The sequence below is a fragment of the Martinezella sp. CNPSo 3957 genome (genome assembly GCF_057784395.1).
In genome coordinates this window covers 103,731-124,591 of sequence record NZ_JBXSOU010000012.1, presented here as the reverse complement: position 1 = coordinate 124,591, position 20,861 = coordinate 103,731, and the positions used below count along the sequence as shown (strand labels likewise).

Here is a 20,861-nt window from a genome sequence, read left to right as displayed (position 1 = left end):
TTGTACGGACTGGCATCAACTTATCGGCGAATACTTAGTTCTTCGCTGTCATCACCCGGTCGAGGGCGAATTTCAGCTCGTCCTTCACGCCGGCCGACATGGCGAGGATATCGCGTGCCTTCAGGAAATCGAGGACGCCAGTGCGGCCGACGGCAGGGCGCAGGAAGATTTGCGGCGCCTGCAGGCGCAGCTTCAAGGCAATGTTGGACTGCATGGTCAGCTGGCCGGCACCGAACAGGCTCTCGATGCGGTTCGGAACCTGTCGGCCGCTGCCTTCCGGCCCGCCGACGACGTCGATGCCGATGATGATATCGGCAAGCCCGGCCAGATGTTCATAGGGAACCGGATTCATAATGCCGCCGTCGATCATCACGCGGTCTCCAAGCTTGACCGGCATGAACACGGCGGGAATGGCGGCAGAGGCGGCGAGCACGGGGAAAAGCTCGCCCTTCTCGATGACAACCTCCGCCTGGTCGTAATAATCGGTCGTGACCACCTTCAGCGGGATGTGCAGCTCGGAAAAGCTTTCCGGAATGGCCGGCGGCAGGAAGGTGCGCAGAATGCGTTCGAGATTGAATTGACCGAAGCGGATGCTACGCATACTGACTGGCCGCAGGCTCCAGATCTTGTTGAGAACGGCCGGGCGATTGCCGACGGTTGCCAGCGTATAGTCGCGGATCTCAGCGCCACTCATGCCGACGGCCATGGCCGCGCCCATGATCGAGCCGATGGAGGAGCCTGCTATGGCGACGGGGCGGATACCGAGCTCGTCCAGCGCCTCTATGATATGAATATGGGCGAGACCGCGCGCACCGCCGCAGCCGAAGGCGACTGCGACGCTCGGCGTGCCGGAAGCGGCGAGCGGATAGTCGCTGCCGACGAAATCAGCATAATCGCCCATATTGTTCTCCTTCCTCCGTCAGGCCGCCAGCGGCTGGTAACGGAAGAAATGCATCTTGCTGTCACCGAAGGTTCGCTCCTCCAGAAACAGGAAATCCGACGGCGCAGCAACTGTAACATCGGCGCGCTCCTCGAGGATCGCCAAAGCGCCCGGCACCAGCCAGCCACCGGCGGCAGCGGCCGCGAAAGCCTTCTCGCCCAGCCCCTTGCCATATGGCGGGTCGGCGAAGAGAAAATCGAAGGGCTCGAGATTGCCGACACTGCCGAGATCCGTCGCGTCACGGCGCAGCATGCGCGTGCGGCCGTGCAGGCTGAGCGCCTCGATGTTTTCCCAAAGGAGGCCCCTGCCCTCGACGCTGCTTTCCACGAAGAGCACATGCCGGCAGCCGCGCGAGGCTGCCTCCAGCCCGACGGCGCCGGTGCCGGCAAACACATCCATCATCCGCGTGCCGTCGATAGCTTCGGGATAGGCATGGTTCAGAATGTTGAACAGGCTTTCGCGCGTGCGATCCGCCGTCGGACGAATGTCGTTCGACTTCGGCGTTGCAAGCGAGCGACCGCGAAACTCACCGCCGACGATCCTCACCGCGCGTCAGCCCCTGCCGCCCTTGGGACCGCCCCTGCCGGGGCCACCCCGACCGGAACCGCCGCGCGGACCGCCAGAGGGGCGACTTGCACCGCTGGGCTTGCCGCCAAAGCCGCGCGAACCACCGGGCTTTCCGCCGGGCTTGCCGCCAAAGGATTTGCCGCCGCCTGGCTTCTTGCCAAAGGGCTTGCCGGCCGGACGATCACCGAAGGAACGCTCGCCTTGCGGACGGTCACCGAAGGGCCGGTCGCCCCGGGACGGACGATCACCAAACGGCCGATCGCGCGGCGGACGATCCCCCTGCGGGCGCTCGCCGCCGAAAGACTTGCTGCGCGGACGCTCGTCTCCCTCGGCGCGCGGACGCCGGTCACCACGGGGCTTATCGCCGAAAGGCCGATCGCCACGCGCGGGCCGATCTCCGAAGGAGCGCTCGGAGCGGGCTTCCCCCTGGAAAGATTTCCCACGGGGACGATCGCCACCCTCTGGCCGCGAACCACGTTCACCACGCGGACGATCGCCAAACGGACGATCCCCACGAGCGGGACGGTCACCCTGCGGACGGTCGCCGCGCGAACGCTTGCGATCAAAACCTTCATCATCGCCACGCGAGCGACGCGGAGCTTCCTCGCTCGAACGGATCCACTCGCCATCGCCCTCGTCGACGCGATTGATGCGAACGCGCGGGCCTTCGTCCGGACGGTCGAAGCCGCTACGCTGCGGGCGTTCGGGCTCGCCGCGCCGGGAGGCGGTCTTTGCATTCTTGGCCGCCTTCGCGGCTGCCTTTTCGCCGAGCGGGCGGGCGCCGGGCGCCATCCAGACATTGGCGCTGCGGCGCGGGCCGAGCGGCTGGCGCTTCTGACGGTCATCGTCCTTGTGCCCACCATCGCGGCCGCCCTCGCGACGATCGTCGCGCTTGGCATCGCGTTTGGTATCGAGACGGCTGAGCGCACGCTCGCGCTTATCCTCGGGGCGCTCCCGACGCGGGCGCTCTTCCTTGCCCGCGCGAACCGGGGCCGTCCGCGCCGGCTTGGCATCCGCCTCTTCGGGCTCGGCGATGGCCGGGGCGTTGTAAAGCGGCGCATCGAAATTCGCCTTGGCATCCTCGACCAGGCGCGGGCCGAGCTGGTCGCGCAACGTGCGGCCGCGTACCTCGAGCACATGGCCTTCCGGCAGCTCGCCGAGCTGGAACGGGCCATAGGAGATGCGGATCAGGCGGTTGACCTCGAGGCCAAGCGCGCCGAGCACGTTCTTGATTTCGCGGTTCTTGCCTTCGCGCAAGCCCATGGTGATCCAGACGTTGGATCCCTGGGTGCGGTCGAGCGTCGCGTCGATCGAGCCATAGAGCACGCCGTCGACGGCAATGCCTTCCTTCAGCTTGTCGAGCGCTTCCTGATCGATCTCACCATGGGCGCGCACGCGATAACGGCGCAGCCAGCCGGTCGTCGGCAATTCCAGAACACGGGCAAGGCCGCCGTCATTGGTCAGCAGCAGCAAGCCCTCGGTGTTGATATCGAGGCGGCCGATCGACATGACGCGCGGCAGCTCTTCCGGCAGATTATCGAAAACGGTCGGGCGTCCTTCAGGATCGGCGTTGGTGGTCACCAGGCCGGCCGGCTTGTGATAGAGCCACAGGCGGGTGCGCTCGATGCCGCGGATCGGTACGCCGTCGACCTCGATCTTATCAGTCAGGGTCACGTTGACCACCGGCGTATCAAGGAGCACGCCGTTCAGCTTGACGCGGCCATCGAGGATCATGCGCTCGATATCGCGGCGCGAGGCCACACCAGCGCGCGCCATCACCTTGGAAATGCGCTCGGCCTTTCCATCCTCGACTGCGGTTTCATCCGCAGCCTTGACGGTTGCGACCTTCGCAGGCTTCGCGCCATCGCGCTTTATCGTCTTCTTGTCGCCAGCGAAGGGTTTAGACCCAGGCCGCTTGGGCTTGTCATTCATCGTCATTTGTTGTTTGCCTGAATTTTTAACGCGTGTTCCTATCAGGTCACGCCCTTGCGGTTAAGTGGAAAAACTTGAATGGCGGCTACAAATCAATTCATGGAGCTTGCTTTGACCGAAGCGCGCGGTGCCGGAGAGCGCGGCGAAGTGCCGATCGGCGCCGTTGTCGTGCTCGACAGCAAGGTCATCGCCACTGCCGGCAACCGTACCCGCGAGCTCAACGACATCACCGCCCACGCCGAAATCGTCGCCATCCGCCTGGCCTGCGAGGAATTGGGCCAGGAACGTCTTGCGGGCGCCGATCTCTATGTGACGCTGGAACCCTGCACCATGTGCGCGGCGGCCATTTCGTTCGCGCGCATCCGACGTCTCTACTATGGCGCCGAGGATCCCAAAGGCGGCGGTGTCGACAATGGCGTGCGCTTCTATCGCCAGCCTACCTGCCATCATGCGCCGGAGGTCTATTCCGGCCTCGGCGAGACCGCATCCGCCGACATCCTCAGAGGTTTCTTTCAAGCGAAACGCTTCGAAGACTGAAAAGCGGCGGTTTTGATGCCGCCGCCTCGAGGGCTTTTATTGGAAAGGCTTCCACCAGCTGCTGTTGCTGGTCTGCTGCGCGGCCTCGGCGTCCTTCTTGCGCTTCTTTTCCTTCTTCGACTCGGGCGTACCGAGATCGTTGAGGGCCGCCTGGTCGGCAACCTGACGATATTGCTGCGGCGGGTCGATGAGGTAACGGCGCTGATCGATATAGCTGCCGGCCTGATCCTGGCGCGCGGCCCGATAGGCTGCCGTCTGCTGCGCTTCGCTCATGTGATTCTTGGCGCTGTCGGCCTGAGCCAGCGGCGAACGATAGTTGACGTCGTTCTTCTTCTCGTCGGCTTCCGCGGCAAGGCGCTTGCGGGCGTCTTCCGGCGATTCGAGCCAGGCCGGGTTGTCCTTGCTTGCCAGGGACTGCTGTGGAGCGGTCAGAGTGTCTTTGCTTCCGGCAACAACGAGACCGGGGCGGTTCGGATACTTCACACCCTTGTCCTTCGGCGTTGCGGCCGAAACGGAGGCGATGTCGCCGAGGTCATCCAGGAGCTGGACGCCGGCCGTCTTGTCGGTGCCGTAAGTCGGGCTGCTAAGGCAACCGGACATGGCGCCGCAGCCAACCACAAGTGCCGCCAAGCTGACGCCGACACGAACCTTATGCATCGCTCTCATGAAAACCCTTCCCAGCCATGCCGGAATAAACGCAATATGACCCCATTCAACGGCAACTGCCGTAAAATTCTGGCCATTTTCAGGCAGCTTTTACCGGATGAACGCCGCAAAGGCAATTCATCCGGCAATTTTCTTCAGTTGACAGCGGCAAGTTCGCGCAGTGCCGCGGCGTCACGCGCCGAGACATCCGGGTATTCCGGATCGGAGCCGACATCCGTCGTGATGCGCCAGGAACGGGCGCACTTTCGGCCCTCCGCGAGCTTCGGCACGACACTGACCTTGGCATCGTCGTCGAGGCGGAAGGCATCCGCAGGGCCCTGCTCACCCAGGATGGTGATATCGGAGGTGATGCAGATTTCCGAGAAGTCCTGGCCCTCGAGCACCTTCAGCAGCTCGGGATCGGCGACGTAGACGACCGGAGCAGCTTCCAAAGAGGAGCCGATCCGCTTATCCTTGCGCTCGATTTCCAGCGCGCCGGTGACGACGCTGCGCACGGCGCGGATCTTCTTCCACTTCTCGGCCAGCGCCTCGTTCTTCCACTCGACGGGAATGGTGACGAACTGCTCGAGATGAACCGAGACCGCAGACGGATTGCGCGACAGCCATGCCTCTTCCGTGGTGAAAGGCAGCATCGGCGCCAGCCACGTCACCATGCAGTCGAAGATCGTGCGGATGACGGCCAGCGAGGCGCGGCGCCGCAGGCTCGACGGCGCATCGCAGTAAAGCGCATCCTTGCGGACGTCGAAGTAGAAGGCCGAAAGCTCGACATTGGCGAAATCGATCAGGGCGCGGGCGATGCGCTTGAAGTCGAAGGCGTCGTAGCTTTCCCGTACCAGTTCGTCGAGCTCGGCGAGACGGTGCAGCATCAGCCGCTCCAGCTCCGGCATGTGGGCATAGGCGATCACCTCGCCCTTGTCGTGCGCCAGCGTGCCGAGCATCCAGCGGATGGTGTTGCGCAGCTTGCGATAGGCATCGACATTGGTCTGGATGATGGCCTTGCCCAGGCGCTGGTCTTCCCAATAGTCCGTCGTCATAACCCAGAGGCGCAGGATATCGGCGCCGGCGTCCTTCATGACGTCCTGCGGGGCAACGACGTTGCCGAGTGACTTCGACTGCTTGCGGCCCTGCTCATCCATGGTGAAGCCGTGCGTGACGACGGTGTCATAAGGCGCGCGGCCACGGGTCGCAGCACTTTCGAGCAGCGACGAATGGAACCAGCCACGATGCTGGTCGGAGCCCTCGAGATAGACGTCGGCCGGCCATTTCAGATCCGGGCGGTCTTCCAGCGTGAAGGTATGCGTCGAGCCCGAGTCGAACCAGACGTCGAGGATATCCATGACCTGTGTCCAGGGCTCGTTGGCCTTTTCGCCGAGGAAGCGCTCGCGCGCGCCTTCCGCGAACCAGGCATCGGCGCCCTCCTGCTCGAAAGCTTCGAGGATGCGCGCGTTGACGCCATCGTCCTGTAGGATGTTGCCCTGCTCGTCGACGAAGATCGCGATCGGCACACCCCAGGCGCGCTGGCGCGACAGGACCCAATCCGGGCGCTGCTCGATCATGGCGCGCAGGCGGTTCTGGCCGGCAGCCGGCACGAAGCGGGTGTCATCGATCGCCTTCAGGGCGCGCGAGCGCAGCGTCGAACCGTCGGCAAAGTCCTTGTCCATGTAGACGAACCATTGCGGCGTGTTGCGGAAGATGACCGGCTTCTTCGAGCGCCAGGAGTGCGGATAGGAATGCTTCAGCCTGCCGCGCGCAAAGAGCGTGTTCGTCTCGATCAGCGCCTTGATGACGAGGTCGTTGGCATTGCCCTTCTTGCCGTTGTCGTCCATGACGCGGCCGCCTTCGAAGCCGGGGGCGTCCGCGGTGTAGAAGCCAGCGTCATCAACGGGGAACGGGATAGCGGAGGAGATGCCGCGCTTTTCAAGATCGCGGGCATGCGACGTCCAGGCGTCAAAGTCTTCGCGGCCGTGGCTGGGCGCCGTGTGCACGAAACCCGTGCCGGCATCATCGGTGACGTGGTCACCATCGAGCAGTGGCACCTTGAAACCATAGCCGAGCGAGGCGAGCGGATGAGCACAGGTGAGTGCGGCCAGATCGGCAGCGGTCACGTCGCCGAGGCGCTTGTATTGCAGCTTTGCCTTGGCGAAGGATTCCTCGGCGAGCTTGTCGGCGAAGATCAGCTTCTCGCCCGGGCGCGGGCCGAAATCATTGGCAGCTTCCGTGACCTCATAGAGTCCGTAGGACACGCGCGAGGAGTATGCGATCGCGCGATTGCCGGGGATCGTCCAGGGGGTGGTCGTCCAGATGACCACAAAGGTGCCGGCGAGATGCGCCGGGCCTTCAGCCACCGGGAACTTTACCCAGATCATATCGCTCTCGACGTCGGCATATTCGACTTCGGCTTCGGCCAGCGCCGTCCGCTCGACCACCGACCACATGACCGGCTTGGAGCCACGATAAAGCTGACCGGTACGGGCGATCTTCAAAAGCTCGCCGGCGATGCGGGATTCCGCATGGAAGTTCATGGTCAGATAGGGATTGTCGAAATCGCCCGTGATGCCCAAGCGCTTGAATTCCTCGGACTGGATCTTGATCCAGCCGGCGGCAAAGTCGCGGCATTCCTGGCGAAACTCGTTCACCGGGACCTCGTCCTTGTTCTTGCCCTTCTCGCGATATTTCTCCTCGATCTTCCATTCGATCGGCAGGCCATGGCAGTCCCAGCCCGGAACGTAATTGCTGTCATAGCCGCGCATCTGGAACGAGCGGGTGATGACGTCCTTGAGGATCTTGTTCAGCGCATGGCCGATGTGGATGTGGCCGTTGGCATAGGGCGGGCCATCATGCAGCACAAACTTTTCACGGCCAGCGGCGGAGGCGCGCAGCTTCTTATAGAGGCTCATCTCCTCCCAGCGCTTCACCAGCTCCGGCTCCTTCTGCGGCAGTCCGGCGCGCATCGGAAAATCAGTTTCCGGCAGGTAAAGGGTCTTGGAGTAATCCATCTTTTCAGCGGTATCGGTCATAGTCGTGACAATTGCCTCGGTGTCTCGGGCGTCTTGCGCCTCAACTGGCGCAGCCATACGGGGATTTTTCGGCGGCGGAAAGCATCTCTTGAGCGAGACGCCAAAAACCCGGACCTTCCGGCAGCTTAAAGCGCGCGGAAGGCCGGGCCAATAATTCGTATCGCGTGGCTCAGCCGAAATTGGGTCATGGTCGCCGGTTCATAGGCGTTTTTTCCAGGGAAAGGAAGAGGAAACAGTTGCGCCAATCCATAGAAAAGCCGCGGACGTTTCCGTCCGCGGCCAATTTGAGGGTCTATCTAATCAGGCTCGTGCTGCTGCCCGTGCCGGCACGACCGCATTGACGATAACGGCCACGACGATATTGGCGAGAAGCGCCAGCAGCCCCGTATAGACGGTGAAGCCGGCTTCGCCGAGCGGAACCATGTGCAGCGGCTTCCAGCCAGCATCCCATACGAGATAGGTGCCGCCAAAGAAGCCGACGAACCAGCCGGCGAGCAGTGCCGGTGCACGGAACCACTTGGTATAGAGACCGAAGACCAGAGCCGGCAGCGTCTGCAGGATCCAGATGCCGCCCAAAAGCTGGAGATCGAGCGCGAACTGCGTCGGCAGGAAAATGATGACGAGAAGCGCGCCGACCTTGACGACAAGCGAGGTCATCTTGGCGACCTTCGCCTCGCCGGCATCGGAAACCTGCGGATCGACATAGGCCTTCCAGAAATTGCGGGTGAAGAGATTGGCAGCGCCAATGCTCATCACGGCTGCAGGGACAAGCGCTCCGATAGCGATGGCCGCGAAGGCGAAGCCAGCAAACCAGCTGGAGAATAGGGTCTGGAACAGTGCAGGCACCACGTCATTGGCGCTGTCCAGCTTCAGATTTGCCGCGTGGCCCATATAGCCGAGCAGCGCCAGTAGGCCCAGCAGCAGAGTGTAGGCCGGCAGCAGCACCGCATTCTTGCGGATGGTATTGCCGCTGTTGGACGCGAAGATGCCGGTCAGCGTATGCGGATACATGAACGCCGCCAGCGCCGAGCCGAGCGCCAACGTCGCGTAGGCGACATACTGGTTGCCGCCAAGCAGCAGACTACCCGCCCCCTTGGCTTTGAAATCCGCATCAGCCGCGGCAAAGACATTGGCATAGCCACCGAGTTTCGCCGGAATGAGCGCGATGGCCGCGATCACCACAATGTAGATCATGATGTCTTTGACGAAGGCGATCAGCGCCGGAGCGCGAAGGCCGGCCGAATAGGTATAAAGCGCCAGGATGATAAAGGCGACAGCGAGCGGCAATTCGCCGTGGAGCCCCAAGGCCTTGAACACCGCCGTCATGCCGACGAGCTGTAGGGCGATATAGGGCATCGTGGCGATAACGCCCGTCAGAGCGACCGCCAGTTCCAGCGCCCGCGAGCCGTATTGGCCGTGGACGATATCGCCGGCCGTGACGTAACCATGATCCTTCGCTCGCCTCCAAAGAAGCGGCATGACCATGAAGACGAACGGATAGACGACGATCGTATAGGGCAGCGCGAAGAAGCCATAGGCGCCGACCGTGTAGACCAACGCCGGGACGGCAATGACCGTATAGGCCGTATAAAAATCGCCGCCAACGAGGAACCAGGTGATCCAGGTACCGAAGGTGCGGCCGCCAAGGCCCCATTCGTCGATATGGGCAAGGGTCTTCGGCCTACGCCAGCGGGCAGCGACAAAGCCCATCACGGTCACGAGGGCCAGGAAGAATATGAAGACGGCAAGAGCTGTCGGATCGATATCAGTCATCATGGCGCATGCTCCGATAGGCGATCCAGGTCAGAACAGCGGTGATCGGCACCCAGGCCAGCTGATACCAGTAGAAGAAAGGGAAACCCAACAGCACCGGATCGTGGCTGTTGTAGAAGGGCACCCAAAGCAAACCAATATAAGGAATGACGAGCAGCCAGCAGGCCGCCGTTCCGAAACGTTTATCCATCCCATTCGCCTTTCGGAAAACGGGCGCTGCGACTCGCGCCCTACGATGTAGGTATTGCAACATCTTTCCAGTCGCTCAAGGCAAAAAGATATTGCGTCGCCGCAATCCCCGCACGTAATCGTTTCCAACGAAATCAGGAAAAGGCGATGACCCGGTCGAGCTCGCTAAGCGGCTGGACACCGGCAAGCAGCGCACGTGCCTCGTCCTCATCCTTGCGGATCTGCGCGACCAGCGGATCGAGACCGTCGAACTTCAGTTCGGGGCGGAGATAACCGAAGAAGGAGACCGAACAGACCTGTCCGTAGAGATCGCCGCTGAAATCGAAGACGAAGGTTTCCAGCAGCGGCGCCCCGTTGTCCGTTACCGTCGGACGCCGGCCATAACTGGCGACGCCATCCCGGATGATGCCATCTGCAGTTCGGAAGCGAACAGCATAGATGCCTGCCCTCAGCGATGTCTCGGGTGGCAACTGCATGTTTGCCGTAGGGAAGCCGAGCGTGCGGCCCAGCTTCTCACCGCCGATGACAGGGGCCTGGACGGTATAGCGATAGCCGAGCAGACCGGCGGCTTGGGCGACATCGCCTTCCGCAAGCAGTGTGCGTATGCGGCTCGACGAGATGACCTCCGTGTTTTCGTCGCGGAAGGCATCGATCAGCGTCACGCCGAAGCCGTTATGGCTGCCAGCATTCATGAGGAAGGCGGGGCCTCCCTGACGATCATGGCCAAAATGAAAATCGAAGCCAGTGACGACTTCCGACGCGTGCAGCCAGTCGATCAGGATCGAATGCACGAATTCATCCGCCGAGCGCTGCGAGAAAGTGCGATCGAAAGGATATTCGATGACGGCGTTGAAGCCGAGCGCTTCCAGCAGCCGCGCTCGCAAAGGCGCAGGCGTCAGGCGGAAGACGGGATGATCCGGCTTGAAGACGGTGCGCGGATGGGGCTCGAAAGTCAGCACCAGAGCCGGAATGCCGCGCTCCCTGGCGATCTCCAGCGCACGCGTCAGCACCGATTGATGGCCACGGTGCACGCCGTCGAAATTGCCGATGGCGACCACGCCGTCCTTCAACGCATCGGGAAGCGGCTCGCGGGTTTCGTTGCGGTGGAAAACGGTCATCGACTGCCACTCTCCTCAGACAAGGCGCGGCATCCACCATTTCGGCGAGGCCTGTTCGCGCGCCAGGAAGGCGCCGAGAGCGGCCTCATCCGTATGCCCTTCGACGACATATTCGCGGGCGTGGATGCCATGGCTGATATAAAGAAGATCGAGGCCGTAATCGAGTGCGCCGCGCACGTCGGTCGGCATACCATCACCGATTGCCACCACGCGTGACAGCGGAAACTCGCTTTTCACCTCGCGGGCCGCCGCGATCGCTGCATCGTAGATCGGCTGGTGCGGCTTGCCGGCGATGCGCGTCTGGCCGCCGAGCCGCTCATAATAGGCGGCCATGGCGCCGGCGCAGGGGATCATGCGATGGCCACGCTCGACGACGAGATCCGGATTGGCGCAGATCAGCGGCACCTTGCGGGCCGACCAGGCCGTCAGCATTTCGGTGTAATCGTCAGGCGTTTCAGTTTCGTCATCGAAAAAGCCGGTGCAGACGATGCTTTCCGCTTCGCCGGCTTCGACGCGCTGAACGTCCAAGCCTTCGAGGATGCCGATATCGCGCTCCGGGCCGAGCAGGAACACCTTCTTCGGCCCCTCGGCAATCAGCTTGCGTGTCACATCGCCCGAGGTGATGATGCGATCGTAAACGCTGTCGGGAACACCGATCGCCCGCAGCTGCTCGACGACCTTCGGAGCGACGCGCGGAGAATTGGTGATGAGGACGACCGCAAGGCCTTCGCCGCGGGCCGCTTCGAGCGCGATCGAGGCCTCCTTGTAGGCCGTGACGCCGTTATGGAGCACACCCCAGACATCGCAGAGCGCAACATCATAAAGTCCGCCGATGTCGCGAAAGCTCTCGATCCGTTTGCCCATGCCGTCCTCGCATCAAATAAATCACGGGCTGACATCGCAAACCGGCCGGCAAATTACAAGAGCGGCACGCAAGGTTTTTGCGTCGCACAAGGCCTGAGCAGCAGGCGTGGGCAAGGTCGGCGAGCGGCAAGATTGCGCAGCGGAAGCAACGGGATGACGCTCTGGAAAAGGCGTGACCCGACCCTGTCTTCACGAGGGCAAAATGAGAGAACCTTTGCAACGAGATGCTACGCGGCGGCGCCCTGGGCGTTAATCATCCTCAAAACAAGCCGAGGCGCGCCGCAAAAAATTCACAGTGCTGTCCTTGACTCGTCCGGAAGCCACCCCTAAATCACCGTCGCTAGCACTCTCAGAGGATGAGTGCTAACAAAATCCATACGGATCCCCGCTGATCCGTGAATGTCATTTGATCGAGGGATTAGACAATGGCAAGCACCAATTTCCGCCCCCTTCATGACCGCGTCGTCGTTCGTCGCGTCGAGTCGGAAGAAAAGACCAAGGGTGGGATCATCATTCCCGACACCGCCAAGGAAAAGCCGCAGGAAGGCGAAATCGTCGCCGTCGGTTCTGGCGCTCGTGATGAGGCCGGCAAGGTCGTAGCACTCGACGTCAAGGTCGGCGATCGCGTTCTGTTCGGCAAGTGGTCGGGCACTGAAGTCAAGCTCAACGGCGAAGACCTTCTGATCATGAAGGAAGCCGACATCATGGGCATCATCGGCTAATCAGCCGGTTCCCTTTTCCGATAAAGCTGACGGGCCCTAAAGCCCCGAAAACGCGAATTCAGGAGTTTCAAACATGGCAGCTAAAGAAGTAAAATTCGGCCGCAGCGCCCGCGAAAAGATGCTTCGTGGCGTCGATATCCTCGCTGACGCAGTGAAGGTCACGCTCGGCCCGAAGGGTCGTAACGTCGTTATCGACAAGTCCTTCGGCGCTCCGCGCATCACCAAGGACGGCGTTTCCGTCGCCAAGGAAATCGAACTCGAAGACAAGTTCGAAAACATGGGCGCCCAGATGGTCCGCGAAGTCGCTTCGAAGACCAACGACGTCGCCGGTGACGGCACCACCACTGCAACCGTTCTGGCCCAGGCGATCGTTCGCGAAGGCGCCAAGGCTGTTGCAGCCGGCATGAACCCGATGGACCTGAAGCGCGGTATCGACCTCGCTGTTGCAGAAGTCGTCAAGGATCTCCAGGCCAAGGCCAAGAAGATCAACACTTCGGAAGAAGTTGCCCAGGTCGGCACGATCTCCGCAAACGGCGAAAAGCAGATCGGTCTCGATATTGCTGAAGCCATGCAGAAGGTCGGCAATGAAGGCGTCATCACGGTTGAAGAAGCCAAGACCGCCGAAACCGAACTCGAAGTCGTCGAAGGCATGCAGTTCGACCGCGGCTACCTCAGCCCCTACTTCGTAACCAACCCGGAAAAGATGATCGCCGACCTCGAAGACGCGTTCATCCTGCTGCACGAGAAGAAGCTCTCGAACCTGCAGGCCATGCTTCCGGTTCTCGAAGCCGTCGTTCAGACCGGCAAGCCGCTCCTCATCATCGCTGAAGACGTCGAAGGCGAAGCTCTTGCGACCCTCGTCGTCAACAAGCTGCGCGGCGGCCTGAAGATCGCTGCTGTCAAGGCTCCGGGCTTCGGCGATCGCCGCAAGGCCATGCTGGAAGACATCGCCATCCTGACGGGCGGCACTGTCATCTCCGAAGACCTCGGCATCAAGCTTGAGTCCGTCACCCTCGACATGCTCGGCCGTTCCAAGAAGGTTTCGATCTCCAAGGAAAACACCACGATCGTCGACGGCGCTGGCGCCAAGTCCGACATCGAAGGCCGCGTTGCCCAGATCAAGGCTCAGATCGAAGAAACCACCTCCGACTACGACCGCGAGAAGCTGCAGGAACGTCTTGCCAAACTCGCTGGCGGCGTTGCCGTGATCCGCGTTGGCGGCTCGACGGAAGTCGAAGTGAAGGAAAAGAAGGACCGCATCGACGACGCTCTCAACGCGACGCGCGCTGCTGTTCAGGAAGGTATCGTACCGGGCGGCGGTATCGCGCTCCTGCGTTCTTCCACGAAGATCACTGCCAAGGGTGAAAACCAGGATCAGGAAGCCGGCGTCAACATCGTTCGCCGTGCCCTGCAGTCGCTGGTTCGCCAGATCGCTGAAAACGCTGGTGACGAAGCTTCGATCGTTGTCGGCAAGGTTCTCGACAAGAACGAAGACAACTACGGCTACAACGCCCAGACGTCCGAATTCGGCGACATGATCGCTATGGGCATCGTCGACCCGGTCAAGGTTGTTCGTACGGCTCTGCAGAACGCAGCTTCGGTTGCTTCGCTGCTGATCACCACCGAAGCCATGATCGCCGAACTGCCGAAGAAGGATGCCCCTGCTGGCATGCCGGGCGGCATGGGCGGCATGGGCGGCATGGACATGATGTGATAGGCCAGCGGCCTAATCGCAGGAATGTCCATAAAGCTTCGCCCATGCGCTTTTAGTGCTTCAGGCCGCCAAGCGGCCTGAAGTGGCGGCATGGACATGATGTGATAGGCCAACGGCCTCATCACAGGAATGTCCATAAAGCTTCGCCCATGCACTTTAGTGCTTCAGGCCGCCAAGCGGCCTGAAGTGGCGGCATGGACATGATGTGATAGGCCAGCGGCCTGTTACGACTGTTCAATCCGACATCCGGAATTGACGAAAGGGCGGCCCTCGGGTCGCCCTTTTTGTTTGTGGCCTATAGTTTCGATGCAGACCGGCAAGTTTCTGGTAGCGCAAATTTACGCAAATTGCCCCATTGCCGTTTTCGAAAAAGCTCTTATAAATCGCGGCGCAGCGATTTTGGAGGGTTAGCTGCAATGCACGCAAATTTTACTTATATTCGGCACGATTAATCGGCGTCTGCACGTGGCTATGATCTTAAGGATTGAGGGGCGCGCGGATTTTTTACTTGAAATGACTTCATAGCTTGGATCGCCAAGTCGGACCAAGCATGGCGGAAAATGGAAGCAGCAGAGCCGAATGCTCTGCTTTTCATCGGATGCGGCATGCGGGAAGACATTCAATCCGGAAGACGCAGGGGAATTTGAATAGAGCGCAAGGGGGGGACCTGGCGCTCAAATGGGGATCATCTTGTTCAAGATTGCCAAGGCCAATTTTTCCGCACCGTTTGCGCCGGGCTCGCTGGAGTTCGAGGGTCATGACCCCGATCTTCTGGCTCAGTTCTGTGTTTCCGAGGGATGGACGGGCGATCTTTCAAGCGGCATCATCAAACTCGGGCAGTGGGGCACAATGCTGCATGGGCTGAGTTCTTCGGAATGCGGCCTGCTGAGCCTCATGCATTGCTATGATCTGCAGGATCGGGCCCGTATCCTCGATCTTTTCGAGCAGGCGGCCACGGCCAATTCCTGCTTCTGCTATTCAACGACCACGCTCGGCGCAGGTGGTCATCGCCGGCCGGTCTTCTGTGTCGGCGAGTCCGTTGCCGCGGATAAGCAACATGCCGGCAGCATGGTCGGCGTTTTCCTGTTTCCGCGCTTCAAGCTGGAGCCGGGCAGCCAACTCGCCACCCGGCAGTAAACGGCTGCCGATGATGGTCAAGCGAGTTCGCCGTTAGCCGCACTCAAGACCTGGCCCCTCACCCCAACCCTCTCCCCACCTGCGGGGAGAGGGAGTTTCCTTTTTCAACATCAACACCTTCGCTGCTGCACGCAAAATCCGTTGCAATGCCTGAGCCTACCCCCTCGCCCCGTTTACGGGAGAGGGCTGGGGTGAGGGGCCAGGCACATAGGCGCATCGGAGAAGGGTTTGCCTGACCTGCCAAGGCGGAAAGAACAATCAATCCCGCTTGGGAATGCTGAGGCCGCGCTGGCTTGCCGGGCGCGCGAGCGCGCGGTCCAGCCAAGCCATCACGGAGGGGAAGCTTTCGAACTCCAGCACCTCGCGGCCGCCATAGAAGACGTCGACGCCGCGAACCCAGGGAAAGGTGGTGATGTCGGCGATGGTGTATTCATCGCCCATGATCCATTCGCGTCCCCGCAGGCGGCTCTCCAACACACTGAGGAGGCGCTTGGCCTCATCGCGATAACGCTCGACCGGATAGGAGTTATTGGCGACCTTCTCGGCGGCGAATTTGAAGAAATGACCAAACTGGCCGAACATCGGACCGACGCCTGCCATCTGGAAGAAGACCCATTCGAGGGTCTCATAGCGCCTGGCAGCATCGCTCGGCATGAGCTTGCCGGTCTTTTCCGCCAGATAGACCAGGATCGCGCCGGATTCGAACAGGCCGATCGGTTTGCCGTCGGGGCCATTGGGATCGATGATTGCCGGAATGCGGCCATTCGGGTTCAGCGAAACGAATTCCGGCGATTTCTGATCATTGGTGCCGAAGGAGATCAGATGCGGCTCATAGGGCAGGCCAAGCTCCTCCAGCGCAATCGAGACCTTTACGCCGTTCGGCGTCGGCAGAGAATAGAGTTGGATAATATCCGGATTGCTGGCAGGCCAGCGCTTCGTGATCGGAAAGGATGACAGATCGGCCATGGGCTTGTTCCTGAAGGGTCTGATTTGACAACTGATTTGCCGCCACAATAGCCGATGGGGCTTGTATGGGAAGAGTTATCTCTGTGAACCATTGTTCAATGATTGTGAACTAATTGTGCGCAGTTGTTTATCTTTCCAACTCCTCAAAAATCACGAATATCCATCTCCAGAGAATAACTGCCACGTGATCCCAAGCGAATTTACTGGAGACCCTCATGTCCAATAGCAACAACATCATCATTCTGGTGGCGCGCATCCTGCTCGCCTTCATGTTCATCTTTGCCGGTTTCGGCAAGCTGACCGATCCTGCAGGTACGGCCGGCATGATCGCCGGAGCCGGTATGCCGGCCGCAACGCTGCTCACCTATCTTGCCGGCGCGTTTGAATTCGTCACCGGCGTCTGCGTCCTCATCGGCTTCCAGGTCCGCATCGTCGGCTGGCTGCTCGCCCTCTTCTGTGTCTTCACCGGCATCGTCTTCCACCTGCCGACGGTCAATGTTCCGGACTTCCCGGCTGCCGCCAATGGTTGGATCAACGGCCTGAACTTCGTGAACTTCCTGAAGAACGTCACGCTGGCCGGCGCTTACATCATGCTCGCCACCAACGGTGCAGGCGTCTACTCGGTTGACGCTCGCCGCGGTGCCTACGCAGCCGCGTAAGCGCTGCATAGTTTCCAAGACAAAAAATCCGCCGGAATTCCGGCGGGTTTTTTGCATGAACAGGAAACTGAAAAATCAGAGCGCGCTGCGAACGGCCGAGATGATGCGCTGAACCATCGGATCACCCTCGTGGCTTTCCTTGCGTGCCCGCACCAGACAAGCCTCCGAGCGCAGGATGATGCCATCAGACAGGACCTTCAGATGGTTCGCTCTCAGAGTCGAGCCGGTGGAGGTGATGTCGACGATGATATCGGCCGAGCCGGCAGCGGGTGCCCCCTCCGTCGCACCGAGACTTTCGACGATACGATAGAGCTGGATGCCGTGCTGGCTGGAGAAGAACTGCTGCGTCAGCCGCCAGTATTTGGTGGCGACCGTCAGCCGGTGGCCATGACGGGCGCGGAAATCGGCGGCGACATCACCGAGATCGGCCATGGTATCGACGTCGAGCCAGATTTCCGGCACGGCGACGACGACATCGGCGTGACCGAAGCCGAGCCTAGCGCAGAATTCGACGCGGCGATCGACCTCCGCCATGCCCTCACGCACGAGGTCTTCGCCGGTGATGCCGAAATCGACGCCGCCATTGCCGATCTCACGCGAGATTTCCGAGGCTGACAGGAAGGCGATCTCGACCCCGTCCCAACCTTCGACACGGCCGCGATAGGAGCGATCGTTACCGACGGCGACGATCGGCATTCCGGCACGCTCGAAGATCGCGGCGCAATCCTCCTTCATCCGGCCCTTGGAGGGAAGCGCTATGGTGATGGTCATCAGGCTGCCCTCGCGGTTTCGATACGGTCGAGCCAGAGCGCGAAGCCGACAGCTGGGATATGATCCTTGGCTCCGAGCAGGGTCATCAGCCGATCGAAGCGGCCACCACCGGCCAGCACCGCGCTCGATCCCTCCACCGTCACTTCGAAGACAAGGCCGGTATAGTAATCAAGCGGACGGCCAAAAGCGGCGCGATAATCAATCTTCGAAACGTCGGCGCCGGCTTTGGCTAGTGCCGCCACACGGGCATCGAAGCTCTTCAATGCGCTCCCGAGCTTCAGCCCTGCGGCGTCGGCAAAACCTGCCAGCGCCGCGGAAGCATCCGAGAGCGGCACGCTCAGGGACAAGAACTCCTCCAGCACGCGGAAGGCCGCATCGTCGAGCCGCGTTTCGGACAGGACCAGCTTCTCGCGAAGGCGCCGGGCGATTTCCTGCGGCAAACGGCTGGCATTGGTGGAATAGCCGGTCGCATGCATTGTGGCGTCGATATGCTTGATCAGCCCCTGCTCATCGCCGCGATTGAGGAAATCGAGTACGTGCGTATCGAGCCCGGTGACCGGCTGCGGGCTTGCGAGCCGCGCCAGCAGGGTTTCTAGCTGCATCATGTTGCCGAAGGCATGGATCAGCCGCTTCTGCCAGCCCGACGGCAGGCCGAGCGCCTGCACCACCGCCTCGAATACGGCCTGATCGCCCAGGGTCACCGAAAGTGCCTTACCCGGCACCAGCCGGCTCAGGATATCGATGGCATCGCCGATGGCGCGAGCGTCAGCGCCTGCCGTTTCATTATCGCCCAGATCCTCGATACCGGCCTGATAAAACTCATGGCCGCCCTCGCGGCGCTGGCGGAAGATCTCGCCGAGATAGGAATAGCGCTTCGGCGTGCCTGTGGCGGTTTCGATATGGCGCAGGCAGACCGGAATGGTGAACTCCGGACGCAGGCAAAGGCTGGCGCCGGTGTCGCTTTCGGTCATGAAGATGCGCCGGCGAAGATCTTCGCCGGCCATATCGAGAAAGGGTTCGGCCGGCTGGATGATGGGCGTATCCACCCGCTCCGTCCCGCGGACGGAGAATTCGTGCAGCAGATCGCTGGCAAAATCCGGAAGGTTGATCAGGGGCATCAGCCCGCCCTCTTCCGGTCATCCGCCTGTGCCGCCAAGATAGCCTTGACCTTCTCGACCAGTTCGGCCTCCGGCGCCGTTTCCTGCGCCACGCGAGCCTCACGCCAGCTGGCATTGTCCTCGATCTCGCCGGAAAGGCGTTTGCCTTCGATCAGATCCTTGATCTGGACGACGCCCTGTGCACGCTCGTCGCCGCCCTGGATGATGGCGATCGGGCAGCCGCGACGGTCGGCGTATTTCAGCTGATTGCCGAACTTCTTCCAATTGCCCTGGAACATCTCGGCGCGGATGCCGGCAGCGCGCAGCTGCTGCGTGAAACGTTGGTAGCGCCCCATGGCGTCGACATCGCCATCCATGACGGTGACAAGCACAGGCTCGATCACTTCGTCCATGCCGAGCTTGCCGAGGTTCTTCAACGCGGTCATCAGGCGCGACACACCAATGGAAATACCGGCGGCCGGCACCGGCTGGCCCATGAAGCGCGAGACGAGCCCGTCATAACGACCGCCGCCACCGACCGAGCCGAAGACGACCTTTTCGCCCTTCTCGTTGGTGACGTCGAATGTGAGCTCGGCTTCGTAGACCGGGCCGGTGTAGTATTCGAGGCCGCGCACGACGGAAGGATCGATCTTGATACGATCCGACTGATAGCCCGCGCTGGTGACGAGGCCGCCGATGAAATTCAGTTCCTCGACGCCTTCGCCGCCTTTGGACGTACCGGCGACAAGCTCGGCAAGCTGGGCGGCACTTTCGGCGTAGTCCTTGATGCCGACGAAGAAGAGCACCTTCTCGATCTGATCGGCGTTGAGGCCGGCACCCTTGGTGAAGTCGCCGGACTCGTCCTTGCGGCCGGGGCCGAGCAGCAGTGCCACGCCTTCGGGGCCGAACTTGTCGAGCTTGTCGATGGCACGCAACACGTTGAGGCGCTGTGCGACTTTGTCGTCGCCGCCGAGGCCGATCGCTTCCAACACGCCGTCGAGAACCTTGCGGTTGTTGACGCGGATCACATAGTCGCCACGGTTGATGCCCAAGGCCTCCAGCGTATCAGCCATCATCATGCACATCTCGGCATCCGCCTGCACGCCCGGCGCGCCGACGGTATCGGCGTCGAACTGCATGAACTGGCGGAAGCGGCCCGGGCCTGGCTTCTCGTTGCGGAAGACATAGCCGGCACGATAGGTGCGGTAGGGAAGCTGGATCTCGTTGAAATTCTCGGCGACGTGACGGGCAAGCGGCGCCGTCAGGTCATAGCGCAGCGACATCCACTGCTCATCATCATCCTGAAGCGAGAACACGCCTTCATTCGGCCGGTCGCTATCGGGTAGGAACTTGCCGAGCGCATCGGTATATTCGAACAGCGGCGTTTCGACAGGATCGAAACCATAATGCTCATATACGGCCCGGATCTTGGAGGTCATCTCGTTGACGGCGCGAATGTCGCTGGCCGAACGATCGACAAAGCCACGCGGCAGGCGGGCCTTGAGCTTCTGTGGTTTCTTTTGTTTGTCGCTCATCTCTAGGGTAATCCGGTATGGGAACAGTCGCGGTTAACTAGCGGATTGGGCTGAATGCGGCAAGGATTGTTATAAGTTAACGGCCGACAAAACCGACAAAAGCCAGAGAAGGCGGCATAGGAACCATGCCATACGCGATCGTCTTGAAATGCACGGATGAAACGGCCACGCCGGTTCTGGATCTTTGGCGGGAGGCGAGCCGCTTCGAAACCGCGCCATCGATGCAAGCACTGAACTATCCGCCGCATCTGACCTTCGCGGTCTATCAGGATATCGCCCTGCCTTCACTTTTCACAGCGGCCAAAAAGGCTTTCGCGGGTGTGCCGCCCATATCGGTCGAATTCTCCGGGATCGGCCATTTTCCCAACGAGATGCTGGTGCTCTGGGCACGCCCTGTCGATGATCATGTGCTCAGACGGATACACCGAGCCATTCACGACGAGATCGACCCTGCCCTCTGCCACGAGCATTCCCGCCCCGATTGCTGGCAGCCGCATTGCACCATTGCGATGAAGATCCCCACAGGCGCGAGAGAAGAGGCGCTAACATGGGCAAAGGCGACGCCTGCGAAGTTCACGCTCACATTCGACGTGGTGGATTGCATCACCTTTCCGCCGATCGAAATCCTGCAGGAAGTCAAACTGCCGTCTTGATCGC

The 20,861-nt window shown here is 61.2% G+C and carries 19 protein-coding genes; 6 read left to right on the top strand and 13 right to left on the bottom strand.

Annotation, left to right across the window (positions count from 1 at the left end; translation table 11 throughout):
• Positions 1-34: 34 nt before the first annotated feature.
• From AC13QE_RS24430 to AC13QE_RS24420, 3 genes are read right to left on the bottom strand one after another with little or no spacing between them, the layout of a single operon-like run.
• A complete protein-coding gene (locus AC13QE_RS24430) occupies positions 35-901 on the bottom strand; it encodes a patatin-like phospholipase family protein (protein ID WP_112335405.1) in 867 nt (288 codons plus the stop codon).
• A gap of 18 nt (positions 902-919) precedes the next feature.
• Positions 920-1,486 (bottom strand): 16S rRNA (guanine(966)-N(2))-methyltransferase RsmD, encoded by a 567-nt coding sequence (rsmD, locus tag AC13QE_RS24425; RefSeq protein ID WP_132715935.1) that lies wholly within the window; start codon positions 1,484-1,486, stop codon positions 920-922.
• A gap of 6 nt (positions 1,487-1,492) precedes the next feature.
• Positions 1,493-3,445 (bottom strand): pseudouridine synthase, encoded by a 1,953-nt coding sequence (locus AC13QE_RS24420; protein ID WP_488485606.1) that lies wholly within the window; start codon positions 3,443-3,445, stop codon positions 1,493-1,495.
• Between the two features lie 72 nt (positions 3,446-3,517).
• Between AC13QE_RS24420 and AC13QE_RS24415 the strand changes: the two genes are divergently transcribed.
• A complete protein-coding gene (locus AC13QE_RS24415; protein ID WP_488485605.1) occupies positions 3,518-3,976 on the top strand; it encodes a nucleoside deaminase in 459 nt (152 codons plus the stop codon).
• Between the two features lie 36 nt (positions 3,977-4,012).
• On the opposite strand, the gene AC13QE_RS24410 is transcribed toward AC13QE_RS24415, so the two are convergent.
• The 6 genes from AC13QE_RS24410 to AC13QE_RS24385 form a co-directional block, all read right to left on the bottom strand.
• Positions 4,013-4,642: a hypothetical protein gene (locus AC13QE_RS24410; RefSeq protein ID WP_112335401.1), complete on the bottom strand. Its 630-nt coding sequence runs from the start codon at positions 4,640-4,642 to the stop codon at positions 4,013-4,015.
• Between the two features lie 134 nt (positions 4,643-4,776).
• A complete protein-coding gene (gene ileS, locus AC13QE_RS24405) occupies positions 4,777-7,659 on the bottom strand; it encodes an isoleucine--tRNA ligase (RefSeq protein WP_488485604.1) in 2,883 nt (960 codons plus the stop codon).
• Positions 7,660-7,959: 300 nt separating this feature from the next.
• Positions 7,960-9,435, bottom strand: coding sequence for a monocarboxylate uptake permease MctP (gene mctP / locus AC13QE_RS24400; RefSeq protein WP_488485603.1), 1,476 nt, complete (start codon positions 9,433-9,435; stop codon positions 7,960-7,962).
• The gene (locus tag AC13QE_RS24395) at positions 9,425-9,622 is read right to left on the bottom strand and encodes a DUF3311 domain-containing protein (protein WP_034508488.1); all 198 of its coding nucleotides are present in this window, start codon (positions 9,620-9,622) and stop codon (positions 9,425-9,427) included. The genes mctP and AC13QE_RS24395 overlap by 11 nt, the downstream gene beginning before the upstream one ends.
• A gap of 133 nt (positions 9,623-9,755) precedes the next feature.
• Complete coding sequence (locus AC13QE_RS24390) at positions 9,756-10,739, bottom strand: bifunctional riboflavin kinase/FAD synthetase (RefSeq protein WP_488485602.1); 984 nt, start codon at positions 10,737-10,739, stop codon at positions 9,756-9,758.
• A gap of 15 nt (positions 10,740-10,754) precedes the next feature.
• Positions 10,755-11,603: a TIGR01459 family HAD-type hydrolase gene (locus tag AC13QE_RS24385; protein WP_488485601.1), complete on the bottom strand. Its 849-nt coding sequence runs from the start codon at positions 11,601-11,603 to the stop codon at positions 10,755-10,757.
• 425 nt (positions 11,604-12,028) lie between these two features.
• On the opposite strand from AC13QE_RS24385, the gene groES reads away from it, so the two are divergent.
• The 3 genes from groES (at position 12,029) to AC13QE_RS24370 (ending at position 15,176) form a co-directional block, all read left to right on the top strand.
• The gene (gene groES, locus AC13QE_RS24380) at positions 12,029-12,325 is read left to right on the top strand and encodes a co-chaperone GroES (protein ID WP_015338933.1); all 297 of its coding nucleotides are present in this window, start codon (positions 12,029-12,031) and stop codon (positions 12,323-12,325) included.
• 73 nt (positions 12,326-12,398) lie between these two features.
• On the top strand, positions 12,399-14,039 hold the full coding sequence (gene groL / locus AC13QE_RS24375; protein WP_132715927.1) for a chaperonin GroEL: 1,641 nt from the start codon (positions 12,399-12,401) through the stop codon (positions 14,037-14,039).
• A gap of 678 nt (positions 14,040-14,717) precedes the next feature.
• Positions 14,718-15,176, top strand: a complete 459-nt coding sequence (locus tag AC13QE_RS24370; RefSeq protein WP_132715926.1) for a hypothetical protein — start codon at positions 14,718-14,720, stop codon at positions 15,174-15,176.
• Between the two features lie 258 nt (positions 15,177-15,434).
• Here the strand turns inward: AC13QE_RS24370 and AC13QE_RS24365 are convergent, their stop codons facing one another.
• Positions 15,435-16,142, bottom strand: a complete 708-nt coding sequence (locus AC13QE_RS24365; protein WP_488485600.1) for a glutathione binding-like protein — start codon at positions 16,140-16,142, stop codon at positions 15,435-15,437.
• Positions 16,143-16,357: 215 nt separating this feature from the next.
• On the opposite strand from AC13QE_RS24365, the gene AC13QE_RS24360 reads away from it, so the two are divergent.
• Positions 16,358-16,801, top strand: a complete 444-nt coding sequence (locus AC13QE_RS24360) for a DoxX family protein (protein ID WP_488485599.1) — start codon at positions 16,358-16,360, stop codon at positions 16,799-16,801.
• A gap of 75 nt (positions 16,802-16,876) precedes the next feature.
• Here AC13QE_RS24360 and hisG read toward each other — a convergent pair whose 3' ends face one another.
• Genes hisG through hisS form a run of 3 tightly spaced genes read right to left on the bottom strand, consistent with a single transcriptional unit; the run spans position 16,877 to position 20,204 of the window.
• Positions 16,877-17,572 carry an ATP phosphoribosyltransferase gene (gene hisG / locus AC13QE_RS24355; RefSeq protein WP_488485598.1) on the bottom strand — a complete coding sequence of 232 codons (696 nt, stop codon included), beginning with the start codon at positions 17,570-17,572 and terminating at the stop codon, positions 16,877-16,879.
• Positions 17,572-18,690 carry an ATP phosphoribosyltransferase regulatory subunit gene (locus AC13QE_RS24350; protein WP_488485597.1) on the bottom strand — a complete coding sequence of 373 codons (1,119 nt, stop codon included), beginning with the start codon at positions 18,688-18,690 and terminating at the stop codon, positions 17,572-17,574. Before AC13QE_RS24350 ends, hisG begins: the two co-directional genes overlap by 1 nt.
• Positions 18,690-20,204 (bottom strand): histidine--tRNA ligase, encoded by a 1,515-nt coding sequence (gene hisS / locus AC13QE_RS24345; RefSeq protein ID WP_488485596.1) that lies wholly within the window; start codon positions 20,202-20,204, stop codon positions 18,690-18,692. Before hisS ends, AC13QE_RS24350 begins: the two co-directional genes overlap by 1 nt.
• A gap of 125 nt (positions 20,205-20,329) precedes the next feature.
• Between hisS and AC13QE_RS24340 the strand changes: the two genes are divergently transcribed.
• Positions 20,330-20,857 (top strand): 2'-5' RNA ligase family protein, encoded by a 528-nt coding sequence (locus tag AC13QE_RS24340; protein WP_488485595.1) that lies wholly within the window; start codon positions 20,330-20,332, stop codon positions 20,855-20,857.
• Positions 20,858-20,861: the final 4 nt, after the last annotated feature.

What these genes read in the sequence shown, in the direction of transcription:
- AC13QE_RS24430 (WP_112335405.1), bottom strand. Translation starts at nt 901, where the DNA reads ATGGGCGATTATGCTGATTTCGTCGGCAGCGACTATCCGCTCGCCGCT.
- AC13QE_RS24420 (WP_488485606.1), bottom strand. Translation starts at nt 3,445, where the DNA reads ATGACGATGAATGACAAGCCCAAGCGGCCTGGGTCTAAACCCTTCGCT.
- AC13QE_RS24415 (WP_488485605.1), top strand. Translation starts at nt 3,518, where the DNA reads ATGGCGGCTACAAATCAATTCATGGAGCTTGCTTTGACCGAAGCGCGC.
- AC13QE_RS24410 (WP_112335401.1), bottom strand. Translation starts at nt 4,642, where the DNA reads ATGAGAGCGATGCATAAGGTTCGTGTCGGCGTCAGCTTGGCGGCACTT.
- ileS (WP_488485604.1), bottom strand. Translation starts at nt 7,659, where the DNA reads ATGACCGATACCGCTGAAAAGATGGATTACTCCAAGACCCTTTACCTG.
- mctP (WP_488485603.1), bottom strand. Translation starts at nt 9,435, where the DNA reads ATGATGACTGATATCGATCCGACAGCTCTTGCCGTCTTCATATTCTTC.
- AC13QE_RS24395 (WP_034508488.1), bottom strand. Translation starts at nt 9,622, where the DNA reads ATGGATAAACGTTTCGGAACGGCGGCCTGCTGGCTGCTCGTCATTCCT.
- AC13QE_RS24390 (WP_488485602.1), bottom strand. Translation starts at nt 10,739, where the DNA reads ATGACCGTTTTCCACCGCAACGAAACCCGCGAGCCGCTTCCCGATGCG.
- AC13QE_RS24385 (WP_488485601.1), bottom strand. Translation starts at nt 11,603, where the DNA reads ATGGGCAAACGGATCGAGAGCTTTCGCGACATCGGCGGACTTTATGAT.
- groES (WP_015338933.1), top strand. Translation starts at nt 12,029, where the DNA reads ATGGCAAGCACCAATTTCCGCCCCCTTCATGACCGCGTCGTCGTTCGT.
- groL (WP_132715927.1), top strand. Translation starts at nt 12,399, where the DNA reads ATGGCAGCTAAAGAAGTAAAATTCGGCCGCAGCGCCCGCGAAAAGATG.
- AC13QE_RS24370 (WP_132715926.1), top strand. Translation starts at nt 14,718, where the DNA reads ATGGGGATCATCTTGTTCAAGATTGCCAAGGCCAATTTTTCCGCACCG.
- AC13QE_RS24365 (WP_488485600.1), bottom strand. Translation starts at nt 16,142, where the DNA reads ATGGCCGATCTGTCATCCTTTCCGATCACGAAGCGCTGGCCTGCCAGC.
- AC13QE_RS24360 (WP_488485599.1), top strand. Translation starts at nt 16,358, where the DNA reads ATGTCCAATAGCAACAACATCATCATTCTGGTGGCGCGCATCCTGCTC.
- hisG (WP_488485598.1), bottom strand. Translation starts at nt 17,572, where the DNA reads ATGACCATCACCATAGCGCTTCCCTCCAAGGGCCGGATGAAGGAGGAT.
- AC13QE_RS24350 (WP_488485597.1), bottom strand. Translation starts at nt 18,690, where the DNA reads ATGCCCCTGATCAACCTTCCGGATTTTGCCAGCGATCTGCTGCACGAA.
- hisS (WP_488485596.1), bottom strand. Translation starts at nt 20,204, where the DNA reads ATGAGCGACAAACAAAAGAAACCACAGAAGCTCAAGGCCCGCCTGCCG.
- AC13QE_RS24340 (WP_488485595.1), top strand. Translation starts at nt 20,330, where the DNA reads ATGCCATACGCGATCGTCTTGAAATGCACGGATGAAACGGCCACGCCG.